The sequence below is a fragment of the Neobacillus rhizophilus genome (assembly GCF_018343535.1).
Taxonomy (GTDB): Bacteria; Bacillota; Bacilli; order Bacillales; family Cytobacillaceae; genus Neobacillus; species Neobacillus rhizophilus.
In genome coordinates this window covers 599,317-625,685 of sequence record NZ_JAGYPF010000001.1, presented here as the reverse complement: position 1 = coordinate 625,685, position 26,369 = coordinate 599,317, and the positions used below count along the sequence as shown (strand labels likewise).

Genomic DNA, 26,369 nt, shown 5'->3' with positions numbered 1-26,369 from the left:
TTGAAAAAATTATACTAACTAACACAAAGGAGGAGAGCAATGGATATTCTAATTCAGCAGTTGTTTAACGGTTTAACCATAGGGAGTGTTTACGCCCTGGTAGCGTTGGGCTTAACCCTAGTTTATGGAATTTTGCACATTCCAAACTTTGCTCATGGTGCACTATACATGATGGGCGGATACATAACGCTAACCATGATGACCAAATTTGGACTTCATTATTGGATTGCGATCTTTGTTTCAATTATTGTTGTAGGTTTTATTGGTGTCTTAATGGAAAGGCTTGTCTTTCACCCTCTTCGGGAATCGCCTCCAATCCAAGATAAAATTGCTGCCATTGGTATTCTCTTATTCCTGGAAGCATTCGCACAATATACCTGGGGAGCAGAATACCAGAGCATGCCTTCACCATATGGCCAAGTTGTAGAAGTATTTGGATTAACGCTGACAATGCAGAGAATTCTTATTGTAGTCGCTGCAGTTATCGTTATGATTCTATTAAATCTTTTCTTAAGAAAAACTTATACCGGTTCCACCATCATTGCGATGTCCCAGAATCGTGAAGGTGCAAACCTCGTGGGGATCAATACTACCCGGGTAGCCATGCTGACCTTTATGATTTCAGGCGGACTTGCAGCTATCGCTGCATCCATATCGGCACCAATTAACCTTGTGTTCCCAGGGATGGGGCAGCTAGTTATATTAAAAGCGTTTGTCATTATTATTCTTGGTGGAATGGGCAGTATCCCAGGGGCGATTGTCGGCGGCTATATTATCGGCTTCAGCGAAAGCTTGGGAGCGACCTACATTTCAAATGACTATAAGGACATTATTGCCTTTTTTATCCTCGTTATCATTCTTACGGTTAAACCAACCGGATTGTTTTCAAAGGGGGGACATTAATGTCAGCGGTATTGAACAAAAGAAATATAATTATTCTGTTTGTATTGGTTTCTCTTGTTTTTCCATTAATAACAACAAATACCTATTTGATTCACGTAATGACTCTGGCGTTTATTTGGATGATTGGGGTTTATGGACTTAACTTGCTCGCAGGCTATACTGGTTATCTTTCTTTGGCACACGCAGGATTCTTTGCGATTGGCGCTTACGGTTTGGGGATTTTAACAGTAAAAGCCCATATGAGTTTCTGGCTTGCCTTTGTCTTATCGCTGTTGATTACTGGTTTGCTAGGATTGATAGTAGGTTTGATTGCATTAAGATCGAAAGAACATTTTTTCGCTATCTACACATTGTGCTTAGGTTATATAATTTATCTCGTGATTGACAAATGGGAAAGTTTAACAGAAGGTGTTCGTGGTCTGATCGGGATTCCTGCACCTCAAGGCTTTGGCCCGATTAAATTTGAGACGGAAAAATCGCATTATTATCTTGTTTTATTTTTCCTTCTCCTTGTCATTTTGGTCATGTACCGAATTGTTCATTCGCTGTCTGGAAGATCGTTCATTGCGATTCGAAATAGCGAAGACTTAGCGCTGACGATTGGAATTTCAACGGCAAGAAATAAATTAACAGTCTTTGTATTATCTACTTTATTTGCTGGCCTTTCCGGCGCTTTGTATGCGTCCTTTGTACGCTTCATCGGCCCAGATATCGGAAACACTGCGGTTATCTTTGATATGTTAACTTACCTGATTGTTGGTGGTATTGGTACACTTACCGGTCCTCTGATCGGTACTCTGCTTGTCATTTGGCTTTCTCAGCTGCTTCAAGATTTTCAGCAGTACCGCATGCTCATTTTCGGACCACTTTTAACGCTTCTCGTTATTTTTTATCCGCGCGGAATCGTTGGCGGCGTCACAGACATCTACCGGAAGCGGATGGCCAAGAAGGAAAAACAGTTGGCTGGCAAGAAAGATTCGTATATTCAGAGTGACCTTGGTGCTAAAAATCAGGTTAAGGAGGGATAGGCATGATTTTTTTAGAGACAAAAAACCTGACAAAGAAATTTGGCGGCAACGTGGCAGTCAACAATGTCGATTTCACGGTTGAAAAAGGGAAAATCAATGCCATCATTGGTCCCAATGGGGCAGGGAAATCTACTTTTTTCAACTTAATTAGCGGCTTCCATAGTCCAAGCTCAGGTCAAGTTATTTTCAAAGGCCAGGATATTACTAAACTGCCTTCTAATAAAATTGCCGAGCTTGGGGTAGCACGGACGTTCCAAACAACCAACCTTTTTGATCAGGCGACCGTATTGGACAATGTTATTGTCGGGCATCGCCTGCGTACAAAATCCAATCTCTTTGATGCTATATTGAGAACTTCAAGGCTCAAGAGGGAAGAAGAACAATGTCGTGAAAAAGCGATGGAAGTCCTTGAATTCGTTGGTTTAGAGCATTTAGCAGGAAAACTGGCCGGGGGGTTAACACAGGAAGAGAAGAAACGAACAGCGTTCGCGTTAGCACTCGCCACTGACCCGGAAATTGTCTTTCTTGACGAACCGGCCGGCGGGGTGAATCCCAGCGAAACAGATGGCCTGGCTGAATTAATGCAGAAGATGGTCGATAAAGGGATTACGGTCTGTTTGATTGAACATAAAATGCAAATGATCATGAGAATAGCCCATAAAATCATGGTGCTTAACTACGGTGAAAAAATCGCAGAAGGAAGACCGGATGAAATTCGTAATAACGAGACGGTCATTAAGGCTTATTTGGGAGGGAGTGCCAGTGCTTAAACTTGATAATGTCTCTGTCAAATACGGAAGCTTTACTGCCGTTCACGACATTAATATTGAGGTAAATGCGGGTGAGATCGTCGTATTGTTGGGCTCAAATGGTGCTGGAAAGAGTACAACTTTCCGGGCCATCAGCGGCCTTAACAAACCATCAACAGGTGAGATTATTTTTGAAGGCAAGAATTTAAATAAGTCGTCTGCCGACCAAACAGTTGCATGGGGAATTGGCCAGTGCCCGGAAGGAAGAAAGCTGTTTCATGCCATGTCTGTGGAGGAAAATCTAAGAATGGGTGCATATGTCCATCGCCGGAAGAAAGATCAAATCAAGCACTCACTAGAGCACGTGTACGAATTATTCCCGATTTTAAAGGATAAGCGTCACGATCCAGCTGGTTCTTTAAGTGGAGGACAGCAGCAAATGGTGGCCATCGGCAGAGCACTCATGTCAAAGCCGAAGCTAATGTTATTGGACGAGCCTTCGATTGGACTAGCTCCATTAGTCGTTGAACAAATGTTTGAGGTTATCCAAAAAATTAACAAAGAGGGAACAACCATTCTATTAGCCGAACAAAATGCCAATGCAGCGTTAAAAATCGCGGATAAAGGCTACGTGTTTGAAAACGGAACAATTGTCCTTAAAGGTACGTCTGCAGAATTGTTTGCTAACGATGAGGTAAGAAAAGCCTACATCGGTGCGTAAGAACGCGGGTCAAGCGGTCTTGAACTGAAACGTTCAAACGCTCGACCCACTAGCAATAACAGCATTCCTTTTTGGAGGGGGTGGTTGTCGGCAATACGAAATATTTTCTTACCAAACATTTTAAAAAAATTTAGGGGGAAAACCAATGAAAAAAATGAAATCGGTATTTATGATTATTTTTACCTTAGTAATGGTATTCAGCCTTGCTGCTTGTAATAGCACAAGCGAGAAGACTGCTGGAAATAAGTCTGCTTCAGGCGGCGGAGACAGCAAATCCGGAGATGCTGGAACGGTTAACATTGGTTACTCTGGGCCATTAAGCGGACCTGCTGCATTCTACGGCGAGCGTACATTAAACGGAGTCAAAATGGCTGTAGAAGAAATTAATGGCGCTGGCGGGATCGAAGTTAGCGGCAAAAAGTACAAGTTTAATATTGTCTCTCTTGACGATAAATACCTGCCAAACGAAACTGGAGCAAACGCAAAAAGATTGCTTCAGGAAAACAAGACGCCAATCATCTTCACTCCACACAGCGGCGGCGTATTTGCAATGCAGGTGTTCAACCAGCAGGATAAATTCATCATTGGTGCTTACACAAGTGAACCGAAAGTATCTGATGTTGGCAATAAGCTGACTGTCCGTATTCCTCCACGTTACGATGGGTATTTAAAGCCGTTTACAGATTATGAAATGGACAAATTTGGTAAGAAAATCGCCTTCCTTCCAACTGCTTCTCAATACGGCAAGGATTGGTCTGAAAAGCTGAAGCCTTATTGGGAAAAACAAGGCGGCAAGGTTGTATACGAATCTGCGATTGACTTTGCAAAAGAAACAGACTTCTTTACAGTTGTAACGAATGCATTGAAAGAAAAGCCAGATGTCCTATTCGTCGGTGGTCCTTCTGAGCCAACAGCAAAAGTAATTAAGCAGGCTCGTGAACTTGGCTTTAAGGGTGGGTTCATCGTTATGGACCAAGCCAAAATGGACGAAATGAAGAAAGTAACAGGTTCATATGAAATGCTAAATGGGGCAATCGGCGTTATGCCATTAGCTGAGTCCAAAATCAGCCCGGTTATTCCTGATTTTGTTAAGAAATATCAAGACAAGTATAAGGAAGTCCCAGGTTCTGAAGCAGGACTTAACTATATTGGAATGTATATCTTTGCGGAAGCAATGAAGGCTGCCGGCTCTGTAGATGATGCAGAGAAAATCCAAGCAGCAATGCAAAAAGGTGTAGAGAATGTACCTGAAAATGCAAAAGTTTATATCTTTAACAAATTTGATGGCGGCGGCTTCGATGGTGATTTAGAAGTTGCAGCGGTTGAAAATGGTAAGATTGTACCTATTAAAGTTAAATAATAACAGTTAAAAAACTAGTTCTAAAAATAAATTCCCCCTTGAAGGAAGGTTTTCAAGGGGGAGTTTTCATTTATATTAGTGTTTTTACATTTGTCACCTTTAATCGGTTAATAGCATCTATATAGGCATTGGCACTGGCAACAATAATATCCACGTTAATCGCTCTTCCCGAAACCATTTTATCATTGTTCCGGACTTTAACAAAGACCTCTCCTATTGAGTCTTTTCCCTTTGATATAGAATTGATTTTATAGTCAATTAACTCAAGCTCAAGGCCAAGCGCTGAATCGATTCCTTTGTAGATAGCATCAATCGGCCCATTTCCATCTCCAATTCCTTCGATATCGGTATTTTCAGCTCCGATGATGTTGACAAAAGCACGATATTGGTTATGATTTAGGATCTGTAAGCTAAAGTCATTAAACGTAAAGGAAGAAGGAGCTGCATTTTTCGGCTGGGTTTCCAACAGGGCAATAATATCTTCATCAAAAATATCCTTTTTCCGATCTGCCAATTCCTTGTATTTTTTGAAAATCTCTTTTAGTTGAGCTTCGTTTACCGAATACCCGAGTTCTTCATATCTCTTTTTAAGCGCATTTCTTCCTGATAGCTTACCTAGAACTAATTTTGTTTCATTAAAACCAATACTTTCTGGCGTCATGATTTCGTAGGTTGCTTTATCTTTAATCACGCCATCCTGATGTATCCCGGAAGAATGGGAGAAAGCATTTCCGCCAATTACAGCTTTATTCGGAGGAATGGCAATCCCGGTCAGCCTGCTGATAAGCTTGCTCGTTTTAGCGATTTCTTTAAGCTTGATACCTGTCTGGATGTTGAAGTAGTCCTTCCGTGTTTCCAAAAGTGCTGCCACTTCTTCAAGGGCCACGTTTCCAGCCCTCTCACCGATTCCATTAATACAGCCTTCCACCTGGACTGCCCCTGCCTGGATGGCTGCAATGCTATTACTAAGTGCCATCCCTAGATCATCATGGCAATGACAGCTCAGCCGGACCTTTTCAATACCCTTTGTGTTTTCGAGGACGTATTGAAAAAGTTTCGTATATTCCTCTGGAGTTGTATAGCCGACAGTATCAGGGAAATTTAAGACAGTTGCTCCCGCCTCTACGACCTTTTCAGCTACCTCAGAAAGGAATTCAAGCTCGGTACGTGTTGCGTCTTCACAGGAAAATTCGATATGTTTAAAATATTTTGCGGCATAGGATACGCTTTCGACTGCTTTTTCCAAAACTTGTTCTTTCGTCATACCTAATTTACGCTCGCGGTGGATAGGGGAGGTAGCGATAAAGATGTGTATGCCCGTATTGTCAATATCCCCCAAGGTGTTAATAACAGCATCAATATCATCCTTATTGGTGCGTGCAAGGCTGACCACTATTGGCCCCGAAACTGCTTTGGCAACCGCCCTGATTGCCTCGGCATCACCGGGTGAGGCATTAGCAAATCCTGCTTCAATAATATCAATCCCTAAATTTTCTAACCTTAGGGCAATCTCCACTTTTTCATCCAAATTAAAGCTGACTCCAGGTGTTTGTTCTCCGTCTCTTAATGTGGTATCAAAAAAATAAATCCTCTTTGCCATGATTAATCCCTCCTTATAAAAATAAAAATACCTTCACTTAACCTGAGGGGCGCAATCCGCGCGGTTCCACCCTCATTCGCTGATCCCTTGCGGAAAACAGCCTCGGTAAGTAAAGGTATTACTTAAACAAATGCATAACGGTTTGCAGCCCGTTCTTCCTACTGTTAATTCAGAAGAAAGTCTCCAAGGCGAGACAGATTATTTCTCCTGCCTGTTTGCACCAACCACAGGCTCTCTATAAGGAAAGAATAATCAAACTCCTTTTCATAGACAATTACTAATATTCAGATTTTTAATTTAAACATATGTTACTACATTAAATATTTTTAATCAACACTTTTTTAAAAATATATTTAATTATTAGAATTGTATGACTTTTTGTTGACGAAATATTTTTTTGTATATAAAATTATATGCAGGGGTGTTTAATAATGGAGAGTCAAAAAATGAAAGAAAAACGGAAATACTCTGTACCAGCAATCGAAAACGCTATGGAAATTCTTAAATTATTAAGCCGTAATCGCTTCCGGGAAAGTACTGTTACCGAGATTGCAAACGCTTTATCCTTAAATCCAGCTACATGTTATCGCATTTTGCAAAGCCTTGAAGAATTTTCTATGGTCCGTTACTTAGAAAACAAAAAGAGATATACCTTAGGACCATATTTAGTCGTTCTCGGGGAAAGAGCTAAAGAGCACTTGGACTACTTATCTATTATTATGCCATATCTTGAAAAACTAACAAGAGAAACTGGTATGACTTCTATTCTTGTCAATAAAATCGGGGAAGATAAGGTGGCAATCGTGGCAAAAGTGGAAGCAAGCGATTTTGGTGTCAGCGTATCAGTCGGCCGGCATTTTTCCATAACGGATGGTTCATTCGGCATGTGTTTTCTAGCCCCGCTGGATCAACAGCAAAGAGAGCACTTCTTAAAACAGCAAAAGGGTTTAAAAACATTTTCCGAAGAAGAGGTTAAAACAATCGAAAGGGATATGGAGTTTATAAGAGAAAATGGTTATTCCATCACATACGGAGAGTATATTAAGGGATTAGGCGGAATTGCTGCTCCTATATTCAGCGGGGAAGATACTGTTGAAATGTCCATTGAATTAATCTGCTTTACTTCCCAGTTCGATAAAGAGGACCTTCATTTAAAAGGAATCTTAGTAAAAAGAGCTGCAGAAGACATTAGTAATAGAATTCGAAATCTAAGCTAGATAAAGAAAAAGTTAAGGAGAAATGTGAGTTGAGCTTATTGGTGGTGAACAAAGGGTGGAACCCCAGTCATGGCAAGACCTATTTAGAAATCGTCAAACGAATGTAGAACAGGCGATTTTAAACATAAAATCATCTCAAAAGGTTTTTCTAGCACCATTTTGTAATGAGCCACAAAAGCTTATTCAGGAGTTGGTGCGACAAAAAGAGAGATTACAAGATGTGATTCTTTATAATGCAGTTATCGGCAGTCCATGTATTTATGCTGATTCATCATGTTATCCCTACTTTCAAATAAGAACTTTTTTAAGTTCACCTCTATTAAAAGGCGCATTTTTACATAATACATGTGACTACTTGCCTGTCAATCTTTCAGAAATTCCAAAGTGGCTTACCTCGCAAAAAATCGATGTGGCCCTTATACAAGTTACACCTCCGAATGAAGAAGGCTACTGTAATCTTGGGTTATCGGTCGATACGGTACAAACATTAATAAAGAGTGCTGGATTCGTTGTAGCACAAGTAAATCGAAATCTTCCTTTTACAAATGGAGATACACTTGTACATGTTTCTGAAATCGATCAATTTGTTTTATCTGACACACCATTGTTAACATTATCTGGTGGAAATCTTTCTGAAGAAGAAATAACGATTGGTGGAAATGTTGCAGAACTAATCCCCGATTACGCAACCATCCAAGTGGGGCTTGGGAAAATTGCAGAAAGTATTCTATTATCTCTAAAAAATAAAAAGGGACTAGGGATCCATTCTGGGTCGATTTCAGACCCGATAATCGAATTGATCAATTTAGGAGTTGTAACAAATGAACAAAAAGAGATTAACCGGTATAAAACGGTATGTACAACACTGACAGGAACAGAAGATTTATACCGCTATTGTCACAATAATCCAACTATTGAATTATACCCCTCAGATTATACTCATAATGCAGCAGAAATCTCCAAAATTAGCAATTTTTATTCGATCAATTCTGCGTTGGAAGTAGATCTATTTGGCCAAATCAATGCGGAGCAAATCGGTAAGGTTCCAGTAGCCGGTGTTGGCGGACAAATGGATTTTATTCAAGGTGCAAGACTTTCAAAGGGAGGCAAGTCGATTATCGCCCTTCCGTCCACAGCAAAGAGAGGAACAGAGTCACGAATTAAGGTTAGAACATCTTATGTTACTTCTGTAAAGTCAGAAATCGACTATGTGGTAACAGAGTTTGGATTTGCCTCATTATTTGGAAAATCACTTCAAGAACGTGCAAAAGAATTAATTTCTATAGCACATCCGCAATTTCGGGAAAAATTATTAGCAGAATTTGAAAGGGAATTCATGAAGAAAGATATTAATTAAAATATAAAAATGGAAGGGTTGAGCTGAAGATGAAAAAATTAGAGAATAAAGTCGCGATTGTTACAGGTGCAGGACGAGGAATTGGCCGGGAGATTGCATTGTTATTAGCAAGAGAAGGAGCAAAAGTAGTTGTCAATGACTTGGGTGGTGGTGCAGACGGGAAGGGCAATAACGCAAAAGTAGCGGACGAAGTGGTCCAGGAGATAAGAGAGACAGGCGGAACAGCTGCAGCAAACTATGATTCAGTGGCTGAATTTGAAAATGCCAGCAACATTGTTCAAACGGCATTAAATGAATTTGGACGGTTAGACATTGTGGTGAATAATGCGGGGATTTTAAGGGACCGCATGGTTTTCAAAATGAGTGAAGAAGAATGGGATTCCGTTATCGCTGTCCATTTAAAAGGCTCCTTCAACATGACAAGAGTAGCTGCACCGATTTTTAAAGAACAAAAAGGCGGAAGATTTATTAACTTTACCTCTACCTCCGGTTTAATCGGTAATGTCGGGCAGGCAAACTATGCTGCTGCAAAATTAGGGATTGCGGGCCTAACAAAAATTACTGCATTAGATATGGCGCGCTATAATGTAACAGCAAATGCGGTTGCCCCTTTTGCTTGGAGCCGATTAATCGGTACAATTCCGACCGAAACTGACACTGAAAAGGAAAGGGTGGAAAAATTAAAGCAGATGTCACCTGCTCATATTGCGCCGCTTGTAGCTTTCTTAAGCTCAGATGAATCGGCGGATGTATCAGGACAAATTTTCGGAGTTCGAGGTAAAGAAATCATGGTCTTCTCGCAGCCTCGGCCAGTTCGTTCCGTATACAACTCAGAAGGCTGGTCAATTGATAGCATTAGCGCTATTAAAGGTTCTTTACAATCTGCCTTTACTCCGCTTGAAGTGAGTAAAGATGTTTTCCCATATGAGCCGTTAGTTTAATAGAGTTAGTGAAAATATTTAAATTGAGGTGGAAATTTTGGTAGTGGATTCAAATGAACTTAGAAAAATCTATGAAAATAGTCCATTTAATAATTTATTGGGGATAAAATTAGCAGAATTCGAGGAAGGCAAGGTGGTCTATTCGCTTGAAACAAGACCGTCTCATTTAAATGTGAATCAGGCCATCCATGGCGGGGTGTATTTTACTTTGCTTGATTCTGTAATGGGTGCAACTATCCGTTCGGTGGTTAAGCTCCCAATAGTTACGATAAACACGAGTATCAATTACTTTGCACCAGTTGCTAATGGAGAAACGATGCTGGCAAAGGCAAAGATTATCCAGGAAGGTGGAAGCATTGTAACGGCAGAGGGTACTATTGAAGACGAAAATGGCCATGTTTTTGCAAAGGCGACAGGAACATTTAAAAAAATACGTAACATTTAATTGAAAAGATGGAGGGTAAAGGATGACCATAACCAAAGCGTTTAATCCGCTGAAACAAGACCGTCCTTATTTTACCGAGGAGCATATCATGTTCCGGGATTCATTACGGAAATTCCTCGAGAAGGAAGCTATACCATATTATGAACAATGGGAAGAGGATCGACTAGTCCCACGGTCATTTTGGACGAAACTAGGTGAAAATGGCTTCTTATGTCCTGCTGTAAGTGAAGAGTACGGCGGTGCAGGCGGCGATTTTGCCCTTTCAATTATTCTTGCTGAAGAACTCGCACGAGTTGGGGGGGGGCTTTCAGGTCCAAGTACACATAGTAATATCATCGTTCCTTATTTAGAATCATTTGGAACAGAAGAGCAAAAACAGAAATATCTTCCGGGCTGCGTAAGCGGGGAAATTATTACGGCAATCGCCATGACAGAACCGGGAACGGGTTCCGATTTGGCCAATATCACTACAACTGCGGTAAAAGATGGCGATTCCTATATTATTAACGGTCAAAAAACATTTATCACGAACGGAATACATTCTGATTTAATTGTTGTGGCATGTAAAACAGACCCGCATGCAAATCCGCCTCACAAAGGAGTTAGTTTAATTTTAGTAGACAGAGGAACTCCTGGTTTTTCCAGAGGAAGAAAGTTGAAAAAGGTTGGTATGCATGCACAGGACACAGCCGAACTCATTTTTGAAGATGTAAAAGTGCCGGTATCTAATTTACTTGGCGAAGAAGGGAAAGGCTTTAGATATTTGATGACAAAGCTCCAGCAGGAACGAATACTGGCTACCATTGGCGGACAGGTAGCCGCTGAACGGATGCTGGAATTGACACTTAAATATGTAAAAGAAAGAGAGGCTTTCGGAAAGCCGATTGGGAAGTTTCAGAATACCCAATTTAAACTTGCAGAAATTGCGACACAGGTTCAGCTAGGCCGTACCTTTGTCGATCAATTGATTGTCAGACATCAAAATGGTGAGGATATTGTAACTGAGGTTTCGATGGGCAAATGGTGGATTACGGATATGGCAAGAAGAATTTCGAGCGAATGCATGCAGCTCCATGGCGGATACGGATACATGGAAGAATATGAAATTGCCCGCAGATACAGAGACATTGCCGTATCGCCTATCTTCGCTGGCACAAATGAAATTATGAAAGTAATTATCGCAAAACAACTAGGATTATAAAATGAAGTCTCATTAAAGAAAAGGATTCTTACTTTGAATTCTTTTCTTTACTCTTGTTAACTTACTTTTAAATAATAATGGGGGAGATATATGGATCAGTTGATGGTCTCTGCAAGTCAGCAATTATTAATAGGTGAAGCATTAAAATACGCTGCTCACAATGCGCCAAACCAGGAAGCTTTTGTCTATGAAAATCAAAGACTAACATACCGGGAAATTCTGAAGAATGCGGAGCATTTAGCTGGCTGGCTGCAGGCGCAAGGAATTGGTAAAAACGACAAAGTTGGCTGTTTATTTAAAAATGGAATGTCATTTGTTGAATTATATTTTGCTGTGAGTTTAGTAGGGGGAGTTTTTGTTCCTGTCAACTTTCGATTGGTCTCCAAGGAAATCGAATATATCGTAAATAATGCTGATATTAAAATTTTATTTGTCGAAGAAGAGTTTAACAATACTATTTCTCCAATCCTAGATTTACTTCAACACGTCCAAGTGATTGTCGTAGATGGATCGATAAATGAAAATCACAAAAAAGAATTGGTTACCTACACATCAATATTTATTGCTACTTCAGTTTACACACCTCCAACAGACCTACAAGACGCTGATGCCCACGCTATTATTTATACGTCTGGAACAACCGGAAAACCAAAAGGGGCCGTATTAACTCATAAAAATTTTTATCTTAATGCGATGAACAGAACCTTTCATAGCCAAACACCAAGAGGTATTAATGAACTTGTTGTTCCTCCGCTTTTCCATGTTGCTGCTCTATCACGATTAGTGAGCAACTGTTTGATGGAGGGGACCATTTATATTCAACGCGAATTCCAGCCAGAGCAAATCCTCAAAACCATTGAAACGGAAAAAATTAATGCGATGTTTTTAGTCCCTTCCATGTGGAATTTTCTATTTCAAGTACCAAATCTACAAGACTATGATGTGAGCACGATGATTAGCTGCGGTTTAGGAGGCGCAATATGCCCCGTTGATATAAAGAAAAGAATTATGGAAGTATTTAAAAATGGGAAAATAATCGAAGCCTTTGGCCAGACCGAAATGAGCCCGTCGACGACTTACCTGACAGGAGAGGATACGATTAGAAAAACGGCATCTGTGGGAAAACCAGCGATTAATGTCCGGGTCAGGATTGTTGATGACGAAATGAATGACGTTCCTACGGGTGAGGTTGGGGAAATTGTTTACCAAGGTCCAACATTAATGAAAGAGTACTATAAAAATCCCGAAGCAACCAAAGAGGCATTTAAAGGCGGATGGTTCCACAGCGGTGACTTGGTCCGGATGGACGAAGAGGGGTACATTTATGTAGTCGATCGCAAGAAGGATATGGTGATCAGCGGCGGGGAAAATATATATCCAAAAGAGATTGAGGAGGTTCTTTATTCTCATCCTGATATTTTGGAAGCTGCCGTGGTCGGTGTTCCGGACGCGGAATGGGGTGAGAGCATCAAAGCATTTATTGTGATGAAACCAGGTCGGCATTTAACGGCAGAAGAGGTGATTGAGTACTGTAAACAGAACCTTGCATCCTATAAAAAGCCGAAATTGGTAGAATTTATTGATGCACTGCCACGGAATGCATCTGGAAAAGTATTAAAAATTGAATTGCGAGAAGAAAATTCAAAATCTAGTATTCATTAAAAAATAACCCTCCCTAATCAGCAAAGGGAGGGGGTTCATCACTATTTAACTTTTCTTCACGACCATTTTAAGAAGATTAGAAGCATAAGATTCTGCAATTTCTTCGCCCGTTTGGGGACCATCCTGGTTATACCATTGCTGGATATAGTTGATGGCACTTAGAATTATCATCCGAACCATTTTTGTATCATCAATTTCAAAGACTTGCTTTTCAATGCCCTCATTTAAAATTTTGTCAAAGTAATGGGCGTAATTTCTTCTAGCATCAAGAACTTCATTCAACTGATCATCAGTAAATTTTTGATATGGCTTATCCATGATCATAAACATGGATTTTTCTTTTGTTGAAAGCAGAATATGCGCTTTAATGGCACTTTCCAGCTTTTCAATTGGGTTTAAATCACTGTTTACAACTTCTTCGATTTTTTCAAGACTCAATTCCATGATCATCTGATGGCAGTGATATAGAATATCATCCTTATTTTTAAAATAATAATACATGGAGCCTTTGGTCATCAATAGCTGTGCTGCTATTTCTTCCATAGTAGTTCCATGATACCCTTTTTCAGCAAGAACGGCTGCAGCAGAACGTAGGATTTCCCTTTTTTTCTTTGCTATTTTTTGTTCCCTAAATGAAGACATATGACTCACTCCCATCCCTTTTTATGATGTTTAATGAAGCTATTTATTTAAATTGTAGTTTATTTTTTTACTATTAGTTTAAATAGTATATTAATTATTCTAAAAAATCAACCTATTTTAGTATTATACTAAAACTTCAAAGTGAAAGATATATATATAGAAAACAAGATTCAATCATAAAAACTGAACTTGAATTTAAAAAATAAATAAATTGTAAAATAGTCTAAAAATTGCTATTATTGTAATAAATGGAAACGTTGTCAAATCTTAAATTAAAAAAAGATATGGAGGTTTTTGTTTGGCAGAATTAGTGCATATTGAAAAGTTAGCAGGGATTGCCGTCGTCACCATTGATAATCCACCGATGAATGTATTAAGCAAGCAGGTAACAAGAGAGTTGGCTGAGGTTTTCACCGCCATTGCTGAGGATTCCGAAGTAATTGCGGCTATTTTAACAGGTGCGGGAAGCAGGGCATTTATGGCAGGTGCCGATATCAAGGAATTCCCTCAATCACTTGGGTTAGAAAAAGAGCAATTAAAGAAAAACAATCTAGAATCGCATGCCGTATTGAACTTTATTGAGCGAATCCCGAAACCCACGATTGCGCTGCTAAATGGACTGGCTTTTGGCGGCGGCTGTGAACTGGCATTAACCTGTGATATTCGGATCGCTGAGGAGCATGTAAAAATCGGACTGCCTGAGGTCAAATTAGGACTTTTCCCGGGAGGCGGCGGAACACAGCGTTTACCTAGATTAATAGGACCTTCCAAAGCAAAAGAATTAATGTTTTTGGGAGAACCATTATCAGCGGAGGAAGCACTTAAAATTGGTTTGGTCAATCAAGTTGTTGATAGCGGGAAAGGGATGGAGACAGCCATCTCCATGGCGAAAAAGATGGCCAGCTATTCCTTGCAGGCCTTAAGCAGAATAAAGAAAGCTGTAAATGACGGAATCGATACTTCCCTTGATGGAGGATTAGAATTGGAGGCTGAACTTTTTGCTGAAGTATTCGGCACCGAGGATGTTCGCGAAGGAGTCCGGGCATTTATTGAAAAACGGTCGCCATCCTTCAAACATCAATAAATATATAAAAAGATTTTTATCATTATATCCTGATAATTAACCAATTGAAATGGAGGTTGAATGGAATGGATTTCGCGTACACAGAATCAGAATTGGCGTTTCAAAAAGAACTAAGAGCTTGGCTGGAGGAAAATCTGCCTGAAGGATGGCTTGAAGGAAAACGAGTCATTCCGGAGGACGATAATCAAAAAGCGGCGTTTTTGAGAGATTGGTATCGAAAACTGGCAGAAGGTGGCTGGTCCGGAATTTCCTGGCCAAAGGAATACGGCGGCAGAGGTGCATCATTGATGCAGGAAGTCATCTACGAGCAGGAGATGGCAAGGGTGAAAGCGCCGCCTGCGTTAAATATTATAGGGACAGCCATGGTCGGCCCAACTCTATTACAAATTGGAACCGATTACCAGAAGGAGCGGTATATCGAGAAAATATTAAATGGGGAAGAAATTTGGTGTCAAGGCTACTCGGAGCCAAATGCAGGCTCCGACCTCGCTGCCATTCAAACAAAGGCAGTTAAAAAAGGCGATAAATGGATTATCAACGGCCAAAAGATTTGGACCAGTTATGCTCATTTGGCTGACCGCTGTTTTTTGCTGGCCCGAACTGAAAATACCGGAAAAAAACATGAAGGAATTACAGCTTTTCTAGTTGACATGCATCAGGAGGGCGTGGAAACACGGACAATCCGTTCGATTAATGATCGCCGTGATTTTAACGAAATGTTCTTCAATGATGCCATCGCCTATGATGCGGATATTGTTGGCGAGGTTAATCAAGGCTGGAAGGTCTCTTTGATTTTACTAAGTCATGAACGTGTTGGTGTAGCGAGACAAACATTCAGGCTGCAAAAACAATTTGAGGAATTGGTCGAATTGGCAAAATCAATGAAAAAGAATGGCCGCCCCCTCGCCGCTGACCCGCTGGTTCGGCAAAATCTTGCCATTTTCCGGACAAAAACAAAAGCCCTATTGTTCAATTACTACCGCCACTTAACCAACACCATTCGTGCAGGACGTCCAGGCCCGGAAGGTTCGATGGATAAACTTGCTTCCAGTGAATTAGGGCAGGAAATGCTGGCGTATGCGATATCTCTCCAAGGTGCATCTGGTACATTATGGAAGGGGGATGCATCCGTCGACCAAAATTGGCAGCAGGAATACCTCCGGTCATTTGCTTATACCATTGAGGGCGGAACATCTGAAATCCAAAAAAATATCGTGGGTGAACGAATTCTAGGTCTGCCAAAGGATATCAAATATTAAAAGTTTACAAGGATAATCTAAAAAATAAAAATTGAGGTGGTTATATGGATTTCGCATTAAATGAAGAACAATTAATGTTTCAAGAAACAACCCGCCAATTTTTAGAATCGAAGGGGGATTTGGCGATACCCCGAGATTATATGAATGGAAAAAAACAGGTACTTGAAGATTTATGGAACGGTTTAGGCAGCCTCGGTTTTATGGGTATTAATATCTCAGAAACCTATGGAGGATTAGGTCTTGGAGCTCTGTCTCTAGTTCCAATTTTAGAAGAAATGGGCCGTTCAGTTGTGCCGGGTCCCTATCCTGAAACAGTGGCTTTTGCCGTACCGCTATTGGAAGCTTACGGTTCTGCGGAACAGAAGGAAAAGTATTTGCCTGAAATTGCCGCTGGAAAGCGTAAGTTTTCGCTGGCACTTTTGGAAGAAAGCGGAGAGCTATCGCCTTCTGCCATCCAGCTAAAGGCCGAGCAACGAGGCAATGAGTATGTATTGCAAGGTAAGAAAATACTCGTTCCTTATGCAGACATTGTTGATACACTTATTGTTCCTGTCCGGACAGGCGGTACTTCCCAAGCAGAATACGGAATTTCCTTGATTTTAGTAGATTGTAATCAGGCTAACCTAACCATGCAGGAACTGCAAAGCATTGATGAAACTAGAAAACTGGTCAATGTTTCGTTTCAGGATGTAAAGGTACCGAATACACAGCTGTTAGGCATGGAAAACGAAGGATGGGCCATTTTAGAAACCGGTCTTAACCATTTAAATGCTGCGTTTGCATCCACCATGGTAGGAGGAATAGAGCGTGTTGTGGAGATGTCAACCGAGTATGCGAAGACCCGCCAACAATTTGGGCAGCCAATCGGACGTTTCCAAGCAGTTAAACATCGCATTGTGGATATGAAACTGGCTCTTGAAAGCTCCCGTTCCTTGTCCTATTACGCATCGTGGGCAGCGGAAAACAATGCTGAAGAATTATCGGAAGCCGTGTCAATGGCCCGTTCCTTTATCTCTGAAGCCTATATTAAAGCTGCTGGGGCAAATATTCAAAATCATGGGGGAATGGGTTTTACCTGGGAGTTTGATTGCCACTTATTCCTTAAGCGGGCTCGTTCCTTAGAAAATCATCTTGGATCGCCTGAATATCATCGCGAAAAAATCGCTGTTGAATTGGGCTGGTCGGAAAATGTCATTCCCGAAATTTTGATGTCATAACAAAATTAGAAAATGGTGAATTGCAAAAGGTAAGTTTACCAGAATGGTTACTTGCCTTTTGTAGTTAAATTTTAAATTATTTGAATAGTAAGATTTTTAATTGACAAAATTTTTTTTCGTATATAAAATAAATTTATGCTACATAGTTATACACCCATTTATTCTTCAGCGTTGTAAGCGTATTCCTGCCAACCTTCCTTATATTTTTTTGCCCAAAAATTCTTCCATGTCTCGACTCCATTCTCACAAGGTCTGCTTCAGTTTTTTTGTACTCTTGAAATATCTCTATCTTGAAAGGATGAATGCTATGGATTTTAACGAAATTCTAGTGACGATTGATAAAGGAATTTGCACGATTAAGCTCAATCGGCCTGATGTGAGAAATGCATTGGGTCTCACTCTACGAAAGGAATTAAAAGAATTCTTCTCTAGTGTAAAAGAAAACGATGAAATAAAAGTCATTGTTTTGACTGGTGAGGGAAAAGCATTTTCCGCCGGTGGTGACTTAAGTTCCTTAAAAGAAATAGATGCAGTTAAAGGCCGAATGAGATTGCAATCAGGACATGAAATGATTCAAGCTATTATCGACCTGGAAAAGCCTGTTATTGCTGCTGTTAATGGGGCAGCAGCGGGAGCAGGCTTCAGCCTTGCATTGGCTTGCGACCTCATAATTGCAAAACGCTCCTCATTTTTTGTCCAAAGCTTTGCGAATGTAGGCTTGGTTCCTGATCTTGGTTCGATTTACTTTCTGCCTAGGTTAATTGGAAGGCAGCGCGCCCTGGAACTTATGCTTTTGGGTGAAAGAGTGACAGCAGAACAGGCGCTGAGTCTTGGAATTATCAACCGTGTGGTGGAGGATGAATCTTTCGAAGATGAAGTCTATCAGCTATCTTCGAGGCTTGCCGAAGGACCTGGCTTCGCAGCAGGGTTAACAAAGAAATTGGTGAATAGAAGTGTTCTTGAAAATATTAGTGAAACATTTGAATTGGAAGGTTTCGCACAAGGATTTTGTTTCGAATCTGAAGATTTCAAGGAAGGCGTACAGGCCTTTTTCGAAAAACGGAAACCGAGGTTCAACTAATAATAAGGAGGAGAACAGAAGTTTGCTTAATTTAAATGAAATTTCACAGCTATCAATATATGAAATGCTGGAGCAATCTGTTCAGAAATATCCTCATAGATTAGCAGTCATAGATGGAATGATTGAACTGGATTACGTACGGTTTAAGGAAACCGTGGATGCATTCGCCTCTGTATTATATCGAAAGGGCTTTCAAAAAGGGGACCGGGTTGGCTTAATGCTGCCTAATAGTGTTCATTATATGGTTTCTTATTATGCGGCAATGCGTTTAGGCGGCATTGTTGTTCAAGTCAATCCTTTATATCAAACATCAGAACTAGAATATATGCTTGATGATGCTGATCCAAAATGGTTTATATGCGGCAGGAATCAGGCAGAAAAATTGGAAAGGGTTAAAATGTTTGAAAATGTTCATGTCATTTTTACTGAGGATGAAAATGGCAGTAATCAAGTTGTCCTGAAGGAAAAAGTCAATGAACTTCCGCCCTTGAATATTAGTCCTAAAGAGGACATTGCCGTATTGCAGTATACGGGTGGTACTACGGGTAAATCAAAAGGCGTTATGCTGACCCATTTTAATATTGTCTGTAATATTCATCAATCCGGGGAAGTTGTGGCACCGGTAATGGTTGAGGGGGAAGAAAGGTTCTTGGGAATTTCCCCTCTTACCCATGCTATGGCAATGACGAATATGAATAATGCGATTAGAACGGCAGCTACTTATATCATTCTTGAAAAATTTAATGCTACTAGTGTATTAGAACTAATTCGTCAATATCGTCCGACTTTCATGGTAGGTTCTCCGACAATGTTTATTGCGCTATTGAATCATCCTGATCTGAAAAAATATGATTTATCATGCTTTAAGATTTGTGTTTCTGGCTCTGCCCCTCTTCCAATCGAAGTCTTAAAGGAATTAGAGCAGAAAACGGGTGCGCAAATCTTTGAAGGGTATGGTTTGTCGGAAGGGACTACATCCACACACCGCACTCCGTTAGGAGGTAAACGTAAAATTGGCAGTGTTGGGGTTCCGATTCCTGGAACAGTTTCAAAAATTGTTGATATGGAAACTGGTTTGGAAGAGGTTCCTGTTGGCGAAAACGGAGAACTAATCATAAAAGGTCCGCAAGTCATGAAGGGGTATTGGAAGAAACCGGAAGAAACAATGTTAACTGTCCGTAATGGCTGGCTTTACACAGGGGATATTGCCTATCGGGATGAAGATGGATTCTATTATATATCGGGCAGAAAAAAGGATATGGTTATTGCCGGGGGATTAAATATCTATCCTGCAGAAGTAGAAGAGGTTCTTTACCAGCACCCGAAGGTAGAAGAAGCCTGTGCCTTTGGTGTACCCGATACCTATTTGGGTGAAAAATTATTGGCTGTCATCGTCTTGAAAAAAGGGGAAAGCTTAACTGAAAAAGAGTTCCTTAGCTGGTGCGAAGGCAGGATCGCCAGATATAAAATCCCAAGAGCGGTCGAATTCCGGGACGTCCTGCCAAAGACGATCGTCGGAAAGATATTGCGCCGCCATCTAGTCGAAGAGTATAAAACTAAATTGCAAATTTAATAGCAAGCAATCAAGTTGTAGACCTTAAATGCAATCGAAAAACATCCCAGCCGTTTCCGTTTAATTAATATTGAGAAAGAAAAGGGAGTGGAAAAGAACAATGAATGGAATCATTTCATACGGAGCATATATTCCATATAATCGCCTAAAGCGGAAGAGAATAGGTGAGTTTTTTGGGAAGCCCGCCATGGGTGGTGAAAAAGCAATTGCCGGTTATGATGAAGACAGTGTCTCTATGGGTGTGGAGGCAGCCATGGATTGCCTGCAAGAAATGAATCCTGATCAAATTGACACTGTTTATTTTGCAACCACCAGTTCTCCATACAGGGAAAAGGGCTCTATTCCTACCCTTGCCGCAGCATTAAATTTAAGGGATAGTGTCCGGGGAATGGAAACGGCCGCCTCATTAAGAAGCGGGACGGCTGCCATCATGGCGGCAAAACCGGGTGAACATACGCTCGTTATTGCTGGGGATTGCCGTACGGGCGCCCCAACCGGCCAGAATGAACAGTGGTTTGGTGATGGTGCTGCTGCTTTCTTAATCGGCAGCGGCCCGGATGTCATTGCAAACATGATCGATTATACAAGCGTTCAAGGTGAAGTCATTAGTCATTGGCGGAGCCAATCTGATTTATTTACGCAAAGCTGGGAAGAACGTCTTAGTTCATCCGCCTTTATGAAGCAAGTTAAGGAGTCAGTCAGCCCATTTTTGGAAAAAAATGACCGCTCCATTGGAACAATTTCTAAAGTGATTATTTCTGGACCAACAACCCGGGCCCATTTACAGGCAGCGCAAGCCCTCGGTTTTTCAAATCAACAAGTACAAAATCCATTATTTGATAACGTTGGTTTAACCGGGAACGCCCATGCGCCTATGATGCTTGTTTCGGCATTGGAAGAAGCCAATCCGGGCGATCAACTTCTTGTGGTTTCATTTGCGGAAGGACTTGATTTGCTTTTATTGGAAGTGACCGATGCGATTTCCCGTCTTGGTAAACGTAAAGGGGTTCAAGGATATTTAAGCATTAAAAATGATGAGGTTTTATATAGTGATTATCTTAAGTGGAGAGAGATTATTAACACGGAGCCGCCGCGCAGACCGTCAACCGACCGCCCATCAGCACCAGCTTTGCACCGGGGCTACCAGCAAAATCTCGGATTTATTGGTTCTAAGTGCATAAAATGCGGTACTGCACAATTTCCAAAACAACGCGTGTGCGTTCAATGCCAGTCAAAGGATGAGATGGAGGATTATCGATTTGTTGGACAATCAGCAAAAGTAACAACTTTTACACTGGATTATTTGGCGGCATCGCCTGCGCCACCGATGATTGTCGCAGTCATTGATTTTGACCAAGGCGGGCGGATTATTTGCGAAGTAACAGATTGCCACCCTAAAGAAATTGAAATTGGCATGGAAGTCGAAATGACCTTCAGGCGTCTCTTTGAAGCGGGCGGCATCAGCAACTATTTTTGGAAAGCGCGGCCAATCAGGAGAAAGGAAGGTGTTTAAAATGAGCAGAAAGGGAATTAGCGATAAAGTAGCTGTGATTGGAATGGGCTGTACCCGCTTTGCCGAGCATTGGGATAAAAGTGTCGAGGATTTACTAGTAGAGGCAGCCTATGAAGCTTTTTCCGATGCTGGGATTGAACCAACAGATGTCGAAGCAGCATGGCTAGGGACCATGATTTCCGGTTATGCAGGGATTACATTATCTGGCCCGTTAAAAACCCAGTATATTCCGGTTACAAGGGTTGAGAATATGTGTGCCACAGGCTCAGAAGCCTTTCGTAATGCCTGTTATGCGGTTGCGTCCGGTGCATATGATATTGTTCTTGCCATCGGTGTCGAAAAATTAAAGGACTCCGGATACAGCGGCCTTACCAGGCCAAACCCGCCAAGTGATGGAACCGCACCGAACATCTCAGCCCCTGCATCATTTTCTTTCCTGGCTCCGGCTTATTTTAAAAAGTATGGTCTAACCCCTGAGCAAGGGAGAGAGGTTTTATCACGAATCGCTTGGAAAAATCACTACAATGGGTCATTAAATCCAAAGGCTCAGTATCGCAGTGAAGTTTCGATGGAAAAAATTTCGAAGTCACCGCTTGTAGCTGCCCCTCTTGGTGTATTTGATTGTTCTGGAGTCGCTGACGGTGCGGCTGCTGCCATTATCGTGAGGACGGAGGATGCCCATAAATACCGAAAAGACCCGATGTATGTAAAAGCGTTGACCATCGCTGCAGGACCAGGAGATGGACGCTTACGTCAGGATTTTGACTTTACGTCCATTAAGGAAAATGTAGCAGCGGCCCAGGCTGCGTACAGGGAGGCAGGAATTAAAAATCCTCGTCAGGAAATCAGTATGGCTGAAGTACACGACTGTTTCACCCCTACGGAATTAGTAATCTATGAAGATTTAGGGTTTAGTGAACGCGGCCAGGGCTGGAAAGATGTTTTGAATGGTGTTTTTGAATTGGGCGGCGAATTGCCTGTAAATCCCGATGGCGGCTTAAAATCCTTCGGACACCCTATCGGTGCGAGCGGATTGCGTATGCTTTATGAAATGTATTTGCAATTCCAGGGACGTGCAGGAAAGCGGCAGATTGAGAATCCAAAAATCGGTCTTACCCACAATTTAGGCGGAACCCCTATGCAGTGTGTGTCATTTATTTCTATTGTTGGCAAGGAATTATCGTAGGAGGGATATTATGGCGACCCAATTAGAGGAAAAAATCGGAATGAAACTGGAGTCCTATACCTTCAGGGTAGAAAAAGGAAAAATAAGAGAACTGGCTTTGGCAATTGGCGACTTGAAGGATGAGTACTTAAAAGGAGAAAGTTTACCCCCGACTTTTCCAACTGTTATTGAATTTTGGGGAGGGAAAGGGTCATCTGCAAATTTATTGGGGTTAAATGTAAAAAAGGTCCTGCATGGTGAACAAACGTATGAATATTTAAAAGAAATTAAACCTGAAGACGAGATAACCGTGCATTCGGTCGTCGAGGATGCCTATACAAAAGCAAAAATGAATTTCGTCATTATCAAAAAAGAATTTTTTAATCAGCAAGGGGAACTTGTTTTACTTTGTCGGCAAACGGTTATTGAAAGACATTAGGAGGGGAAGAAGATGCAAGTTGGCTATCAATTTGAACCAGTGCAAAAAGAAGAAGTGACCCATTCGCAATTAGTCAGATATGCAGGGGCATCGGGCGATTTTAATCCGATTCACACGGTCGTCCCTTTTGCCGAAGAGGCAGGACTCGGCGGTGTTATCGCTCACGGGATGCTGGTTAAGGGTTTTGTTGGTCAGGCGATTGGGAAATGGTTTTCTGTAAAGGATCTGCTCAAATTTTCTTCTCGATTTAAAGCTATGACTAGACCTGGTGAAAGAATCACTGTTAAAGGCAGGGTAATCGGAGAACAAGATGATCGCTGGCTATGCGAAGCGGCAGCTGTTAATGAAGCTGGGGAAGTAAAAGTTCAATCATTTTTTGAAATTCGAAAATAAACTCGGATTGATGTGACAGAACCGATATTTGTTGTCGGTTTTGTTGTTTTTACCAATATTTTTAAAAAATGATTGGGGGAGAAAGGAATGAATGGGCAAACGGTTATTATTACAGGCGGCGGCAGCGGCATTGGAAAAGCGATGGCACAGAAGTTCGCCAGCAAAGGGGCCAATGTCGTCATCACTGGACGGAATGCAGAACGTTTAAAAAACGCCAAAAAGGAAATAGAAACTTTTGAAGGTCAAGTCTTAGATTTTCAAATGGATGTAAGAATTCCAGAGAACGTCCAAGCAATGGTGGAAGCTGTAAAAGAAAGATTTGGCAGTATTGATGCGCTAATTAATAATGCTGCAGGTAATTTTATCTGTGCTGCCGAAGACCTCACACTAAATGGATGGAATGCCGTCATAAATATAGACTTAAATGGGACTTGGTATTGCACGCAAGCAGTCGGAAAAGAATGGATTGCGAACAACCAAAAAGGAAGCATTCTTAATATAGTAGCTACTTTTGCCTGGGGGGCTGCTCCAGGAAATGTTCACGCTGCAAGTGCAAAAGCAGGAATTTTAGCGATGACAAGGACCTTGGCGGTAGAATGGGGGAGCAAATATGGGATTCGAGCAAACTGTATCGCACCCGGACCAATCGAAAACACAGAGGGTGTTGCCAGATTAATTGACACAGGAGATGGCTATCAAAAAGCCATCAATCAGGTACCACTCAAACGGTTTGGCAAGGTGGAAGAAATTGCGAATCTAGCATACTTTTTGTTATCATCTGAGGCAGAGTACATTAACGGGGAATGCATTACAGTGGATGGTGCGAGATGGTTAAACAACTCTGGCTTAAAAGAAGTTTAGTAGTATTTAATAATAATTCAATTTTTGACTTTCGAGTAGACAAAGGTAAAAAAAGGATATATAATATTGTTGAATTATTTTAATTTTTTGATAACTCAGCAACGTTTATTGATCGATAAAATAATGTCATCTATGACTATTCCCGCTGCATATACTTGCAGCGGGAAACCCTTTCAGGAAAATGAAACCTACTGTTCATTCTACAATCTCTCCTAGCTTTAAATTTACCTACATATATTAAGTACTAGTTTTTCTGTACCACACCTCATGTATATCAAATCAAGTATCAAAAATAATACAGCTTCTGAGATAGACTCCCATAAAAATTGGAACATCAAATGAAAAGGCTTTCAGAACGGGTGTTATTAATTTTTACTATAGAGGAGTGAAGGACATTGACAACAACAAGTTTACAAATGTCGCGGCAGTTATTAGTAGGGGAATTAATCAGAAGGGCCGCCCATAAAACACCTAATCAAGAGGCATTCATTTACGGTGATGCAAGACTTACCTATCTTGAACTGGAAAAGAAGACTTTACATTTGGCTGGCTGGATCCAGCAGCAAGGTCTAGAAATCGGTGATAAGGTAGGGATCATATTTAAAAATAATCTTGCTTTTGTTGAAGTCATGTTTGCGACGGCGTCTGCCGGGTGTGTCAGTGTTCCGATCAATTTTAGGCTGGCGCCCGAGGAGTTTGTTTATATTATTAATCATTCTGATACTAAGGTTTTATTTATCGAAGAAGAATACCAAGATATGATTCTATCAATCAGACAGGAACTTCCAAACGTAGAAAAGATTGTTGTAGTCGGGAAAGTGAATTCGATGGAATTGATTCCATACGAAACTATTTATCACTCGGAAATACAATACCAAAGTATTGATGGGCAAGTCGAGGAAAATGACGCCTGCATGATTTGTTATACTTCTGGAACTACTGGTAAGCCAAAAGGAGCAGTGCTGACGCACAAAAACTTGTTGTTAAGTGCGTTGAACAGCGTTGTGGATTCCAAAATTGAAAGGGGTTCCAAACAACTTGTTATTACACCTTTATTTCATATCGCGGGAGTTGGAAATGTTCTGATTAGCTGTACAGTCGGCGGATTGACTGTGATTCATCGAGAGTTTAATCCGGTGGGAGTCTTGCAAACCATTCACCACGAAAAAATAAACGGTCTTTTTATGGTGCCCGCTATGTGGAATTTAGTCCTGCATGTTCCCAATATTGAAGATTACGATTTAACGTCAGTGCAAAGGTGCTCAACAGGGGCAGCCATTTGCCCGTTGGAAGTAAAGCATAAAATGATGAAGCATTTTCCGAATTCCGGAATCTTTGATGCGTTTGGCCAGACCGAAATGAGCCCAACAACCACCTGCTTGTTGCCGCAGGATTCACTTAGGAAAACAAATTCAGTGGGAAAACCTGTTATGAATGTAGAAGTGCGGATTGTCGACGAAAACATGAATGATGTTCCAGTCGGGGAAATTGGTGAAATTATTTATCGCGGGCCGACTGTGATGAAGGGATATTATAAAAATCCAGCAGCAACAGAAGAGGCTTTCCGCGGCGGCTGGTTCCACAGCGGAGATTTAGTCCGCCGAGATGATGAAGGATTTATATATGTGGTCGACCGCAGTAAAGACATGATCATCAGTGGCGGGGAAAATATCTATCCCGCAGAAATTGAGGCAGCACTTCACAAACACGATGCAATCTTCGAAGCTGCTGTTGTGGGTGTCCCGGATCCGAAGTGGGGTGAAAGTGTCAAGGCATACATCGTTCTAAAAAGCGGTAAAAGCTTAACGGAGCAAGAGGTGATTCAACATTGTCTCGCCCACCTAGCCTCTTATAAAAAACCGAAATTTGTAGAGTTTCTAAATGAACTGCCAAGGAATCCATCTGGAAAAATACTAAAACGGGTATTGAGGGAAAAAGAAGTGAAAATGAACTAAGGA

The 26,369-nt window shown here is 41.1% G+C and carries 24 protein-coding genes and 1 other annotated feature; of the genes, 22 read left to right on the top strand and 2 right to left on the bottom strand.

The features are described from left to right. Positions 1-39 precede the first annotated feature (39 nt). From KHA99_RS02985 to KHA99_RS02965, 5 genes are all read left to right on the top strand, one after another. Entirely contained in the window at positions 40-903 is an 864-nt protein-coding gene (locus KHA99_RS02985; protein ID WP_213115937.1) for a branched-chain amino acid ABC transporter permease, read from the top strand. Continuing rightward, the gene (locus tag KHA99_RS02980; protein ID WP_213115936.1) at positions 903-1,931 is read left to right on the top strand and encodes a branched-chain amino acid ABC transporter permease; all 1,029 of its coding nucleotides are present in this window, start codon (positions 903-905) and stop codon (positions 1,929-1,931) included. Before KHA99_RS02985 ends, KHA99_RS02980 begins: the two co-directional genes overlap by 1 nt. Before the next feature lie 2 nt (positions 1,932-1,933). Beyond that, entirely contained in the window at positions 1,934-2,701 is a 768-nt protein-coding gene (locus KHA99_RS02975) for an ABC transporter ATP-binding protein (protein ID WP_213115935.1), read from the top strand. After that, on the top strand, positions 2,694-3,401 hold the full coding sequence (locus KHA99_RS02970) for an ABC transporter ATP-binding protein (RefSeq protein ID WP_213115934.1): 708 nt from the start codon (positions 2,694-2,696) through the stop codon (positions 3,399-3,401). Before KHA99_RS02975 ends, KHA99_RS02970 begins: the two co-directional genes overlap by 8 nt. Positions 3,402-3,546: 145 nt before the next feature. Further along, a complete protein-coding gene (locus KHA99_RS02965; RefSeq protein ID WP_213115933.1) occupies positions 3,547-4,761 on the top strand; it encodes an ABC transporter substrate-binding protein in 1,215 nt (404 codons plus the stop codon). Positions 4,762-4,831: 70 nt separating this feature from the next. Here the strand turns inward: KHA99_RS02965 and KHA99_RS02960 are convergent, their stop codons facing one another. After that, on the bottom strand, positions 4,832-6,361 hold the full coding sequence (locus KHA99_RS02960) for a 2-isopropylmalate synthase (protein ID WP_213115932.1): 1,530 nt from the start codon (positions 6,359-6,361) through the stop codon (positions 4,832-4,834). Positions 6,362-6,403: 42 nt separating this feature from the next. Continuing rightward, positions 6,404-6,638 (bottom strand) — a binding site (T-box leader). Between the two features lie 154 nt (positions 6,639-6,792). Between KHA99_RS02960 and KHA99_RS02955 the strand changes: the two genes are divergently transcribed. The 6 genes from KHA99_RS02955 to KHA99_RS02930 all read left to right on the top strand — a co-directional run bounded on the left by KHA99_RS02955 (position 6,793) and on the right by KHA99_RS02930 (position 13,184). After that, a complete protein-coding gene (locus tag KHA99_RS02955) occupies positions 6,793-7,578 on the top strand; it encodes an IclR family transcriptional regulator (protein ID WP_213115931.1) in 786 nt (261 codons plus the stop codon). A 55-nt stretch (positions 7,579-7,633) separates the two neighbouring features. Further along, positions 7,634-8,935, top strand: a complete 1,302-nt coding sequence (locus tag KHA99_RS31310; protein WP_213115930.1) for an acetyl-CoA hydrolase/transferase family protein — start codon at positions 7,634-7,636, stop codon at positions 8,933-8,935. 29 nt (positions 8,936-8,964) lie between these two features. Continuing rightward, positions 8,965-9,876 carry an SDR family NAD(P)-dependent oxidoreductase gene (locus tag KHA99_RS02945; protein ID WP_213115929.1) on the top strand — a complete coding sequence of 304 codons (912 nt, stop codon included), beginning with the start codon at positions 8,965-8,967 and terminating at the stop codon, positions 9,874-9,876. Between the two features lie 43 nt (positions 9,877-9,919). Further along, on the top strand, positions 9,920-10,321 hold the full coding sequence (locus KHA99_RS02940; protein ID WP_307851970.1) for a PaaI family thioesterase: 402 nt from the start codon (positions 9,920-9,922) through the stop codon (positions 10,319-10,321). A gap of 22 nt (positions 10,322-10,343) precedes the next feature. Next, positions 10,344-11,522 carry an acyl-CoA dehydrogenase family protein gene (locus KHA99_RS02935; RefSeq protein WP_213115927.1) on the top strand — a complete coding sequence of 393 codons (1,179 nt, stop codon included), beginning with the start codon at positions 10,344-10,346 and terminating at the stop codon, positions 11,520-11,522. Between the two features lie 90 nt (positions 11,523-11,612). Next, a complete protein-coding gene (locus KHA99_RS02930) occupies positions 11,613-13,184 on the top strand; it encodes a class I adenylate-forming enzyme family protein (RefSeq protein ID WP_213115926.1) in 1,572 nt (523 codons plus the stop codon). Positions 13,185-13,229: 45 nt separating this feature from the next. On the opposite strand, the gene KHA99_RS02925 is transcribed toward KHA99_RS02930, so the two are convergent. Further along, positions 13,230-13,826: a TetR/AcrR family transcriptional regulator gene (locus KHA99_RS02925; RefSeq protein ID WP_213115925.1), complete on the bottom strand. Its 597-nt coding sequence runs from the start codon at positions 13,824-13,826 to the stop codon at positions 13,230-13,232. 298 nt (positions 13,827-14,124) lie between these two features. Here KHA99_RS02925 and KHA99_RS02920 point away from each other — a divergent pair, with 298 nt between their 5' ends. From KHA99_RS02920 to KHA99_RS02870, 11 genes are all read left to right on the top strand, one after another. Then, positions 14,125-14,910, top strand: a complete 786-nt coding sequence (locus KHA99_RS02920) for an enoyl-CoA hydratase (protein WP_213115924.1) — start codon at positions 14,125-14,127, stop codon at positions 14,908-14,910. Positions 14,911-14,975: 65 nt separating this feature from the next. Continuing rightward, positions 14,976-16,169: an acyl-CoA dehydrogenase family protein gene (locus KHA99_RS02915; protein ID WP_213115923.1), complete on the top strand. Its 1,194-nt coding sequence runs from the start codon at positions 14,976-14,978 to the stop codon at positions 16,167-16,169. Between the two features lie 44 nt (positions 16,170-16,213). Next, positions 16,214-17,386: an acyl-CoA dehydrogenase family protein gene (locus KHA99_RS02910; protein WP_213115922.1), complete on the top strand. Its 1,173-nt coding sequence runs from the start codon at positions 16,214-16,216 to the stop codon at positions 17,384-17,386. 307 nt (positions 17,387-17,693) lie between these two features. Further along, entirely contained in the window at positions 17,694-18,467 is a 774-nt protein-coding gene (locus tag KHA99_RS02905; RefSeq protein ID WP_213115921.1) for an enoyl-CoA hydratase/isomerase family protein, read from the top strand. A gap of 22 nt (positions 18,468-18,489) precedes the next feature. Continuing rightward, complete coding sequence (locus tag KHA99_RS02900; protein ID WP_249366405.1) at positions 18,490-20,040, top strand: long-chain-fatty-acid--CoA ligase; 1,551 nt, start codon at positions 18,490-18,492, stop codon at positions 20,038-20,040. 100 nt (positions 20,041-20,140) lie between these two features. After that, a complete protein-coding gene (locus KHA99_RS02895; RefSeq protein WP_213115920.1) occupies positions 20,141-21,553 on the top strand; it encodes an OB-fold domain-containing protein in 1,413 nt (470 codons plus the stop codon). 1 nt (position 21,554) lies between these two features. Continuing rightward, positions 21,555-22,739, top strand: a complete 1,185-nt coding sequence (locus tag KHA99_RS02890) for an acetyl-CoA acetyltransferase (RefSeq protein ID WP_213115919.1) — start codon at positions 21,555-21,557, stop codon at positions 22,737-22,739. Positions 22,740-22,749: 10 nt separating this feature from the next. Continuing rightward, positions 22,750-23,157: an FAS1-like dehydratase domain-containing protein gene (locus KHA99_RS02885; RefSeq protein ID WP_213115918.1), complete on the top strand. Its 408-nt coding sequence runs from the start codon at positions 22,750-22,752 to the stop codon at positions 23,155-23,157. Positions 23,158-23,169: 12 nt separating this feature from the next. Further along, positions 23,170-23,550: a MaoC/PaaZ C-terminal domain-containing protein gene (locus tag KHA99_RS02880; RefSeq protein WP_213115917.1), complete on the top strand. Its 381-nt coding sequence runs from the start codon at positions 23,170-23,172 to the stop codon at positions 23,548-23,550. Between the two features lie 87 nt (positions 23,551-23,637). Further along, the gene (gene fadH / locus KHA99_RS02875) at positions 23,638-24,411 is read left to right on the top strand and encodes a 2,4-dienoyl-CoA reductase (RefSeq protein ID WP_213115916.1); all 774 of its coding nucleotides are present in this window, start codon (positions 23,638-23,640) and stop codon (positions 24,409-24,411) included. Between the two features lie 395 nt (positions 24,412-24,806). Further along, positions 24,807-26,366 carry an acyl-CoA synthetase gene (locus KHA99_RS02870; protein ID WP_249366404.1) on the top strand — a complete coding sequence of 520 codons (1,560 nt, stop codon included), beginning with the start codon at positions 24,807-24,809 and terminating at the stop codon, positions 26,364-26,366. Positions 26,367-26,369 lie beyond the last annotated feature (3 nt).

What these genes read in the sequence shown, in the direction of transcription:
- KHA99_RS02915 (WP_213115923.1), top strand. Translation starts at nt 14,976, where the DNA reads ATGGATTTCGCGTACACAGAATCAGAATTGGCGTTTCAAAAAGAACTA.
- KHA99_RS02945 (WP_213115929.1), top strand. Translation starts at nt 8,965, where the DNA reads ATGAAAAAATTAGAGAATAAAGTCGCGATTGTTACAGGTGCAGGACGA.
- KHA99_RS02935 (WP_213115927.1), top strand. Translation starts at nt 10,344, where the DNA reads ATGACCATAACCAAAGCGTTTAATCCGCTGAAACAAGACCGTCCTTAT.
- KHA99_RS02980 (WP_213115936.1), top strand. Translation starts at nt 903, where the DNA reads ATGTCAGCGGTATTGAACAAAAGAAATATAATTATTCTGTTTGTATTG.
- KHA99_RS02965 (WP_213115933.1), top strand. Translation starts at nt 3,547, where the DNA reads ATGAAAAAAATGAAATCGGTATTTATGATTATTTTTACCTTAGTAATG.
- KHA99_RS02985 (WP_213115937.1), top strand. Translation starts at nt 40, where the DNA reads ATGGATATTCTAATTCAGCAGTTGTTTAACGGTTTAACCATAGGGAGT.
- KHA99_RS02930 (WP_213115926.1), top strand. Translation starts at nt 11,613, where the DNA reads ATGGATCAGTTGATGGTCTCTGCAAGTCAGCAATTATTAATAGGTGAA.
- KHA99_RS02925 (WP_213115925.1), bottom strand. Translation starts at nt 13,826, where the DNA reads ATGTCTTCATTTAGGGAACAAAAAATAGCAAAGAAAAAAAGGGAAATC.
- KHA99_RS02905 (WP_213115921.1), top strand. Translation starts at nt 17,694, where the DNA reads ATGGATTTTAACGAAATTCTAGTGACGATTGATAAAGGAATTTGCACG.
- KHA99_RS02885 (WP_213115918.1), top strand. Translation starts at nt 22,750, where the DNA reads ATGGCGACCCAATTAGAGGAAAAAATCGGAATGAAACTGGAGTCCTAT.
- KHA99_RS02975 (WP_213115935.1), top strand. Translation starts at nt 1,934, where the DNA reads ATGATTTTTTTAGAGACAAAAAACCTGACAAAGAAATTTGGCGGCAAC.
- KHA99_RS02960 (WP_213115932.1), bottom strand. Translation starts at nt 6,361, where the DNA reads ATGGCAAAGAGGATTTATTTTTTTGATACCACATTAAGAGACGGAGAA.
- fadH (WP_213115916.1), top strand. Translation starts at nt 23,638, where the DNA reads ATGAATGGGCAAACGGTTATTATTACAGGCGGCGGCAGCGGCATTGGA.
- KHA99_RS02890 (WP_213115919.1), top strand. Translation starts at nt 21,555, where the DNA reads ATGAGCAGAAAGGGAATTAGCGATAAAGTAGCTGTGATTGGAATGGGC.
- KHA99_RS02880 (WP_213115917.1), top strand. Translation starts at nt 23,170, where the DNA reads ATGCAAGTTGGCTATCAATTTGAACCAGTGCAAAAAGAAGAAGTGACC.
- KHA99_RS02955 (WP_213115931.1), top strand. Translation starts at nt 6,793, where the DNA reads ATGGAGAGTCAAAAAATGAAAGAAAAACGGAAATACTCTGTACCAGCA.
- KHA99_RS02895 (WP_213115920.1), top strand. Translation starts at nt 20,141, where the DNA reads ATGAATGGAATCATTTCATACGGAGCATATATTCCATATAATCGCCTA.
- KHA99_RS02910 (WP_213115922.1), top strand. Translation starts at nt 16,214, where the DNA reads ATGGATTTCGCATTAAATGAAGAACAATTAATGTTTCAAGAAACAACC.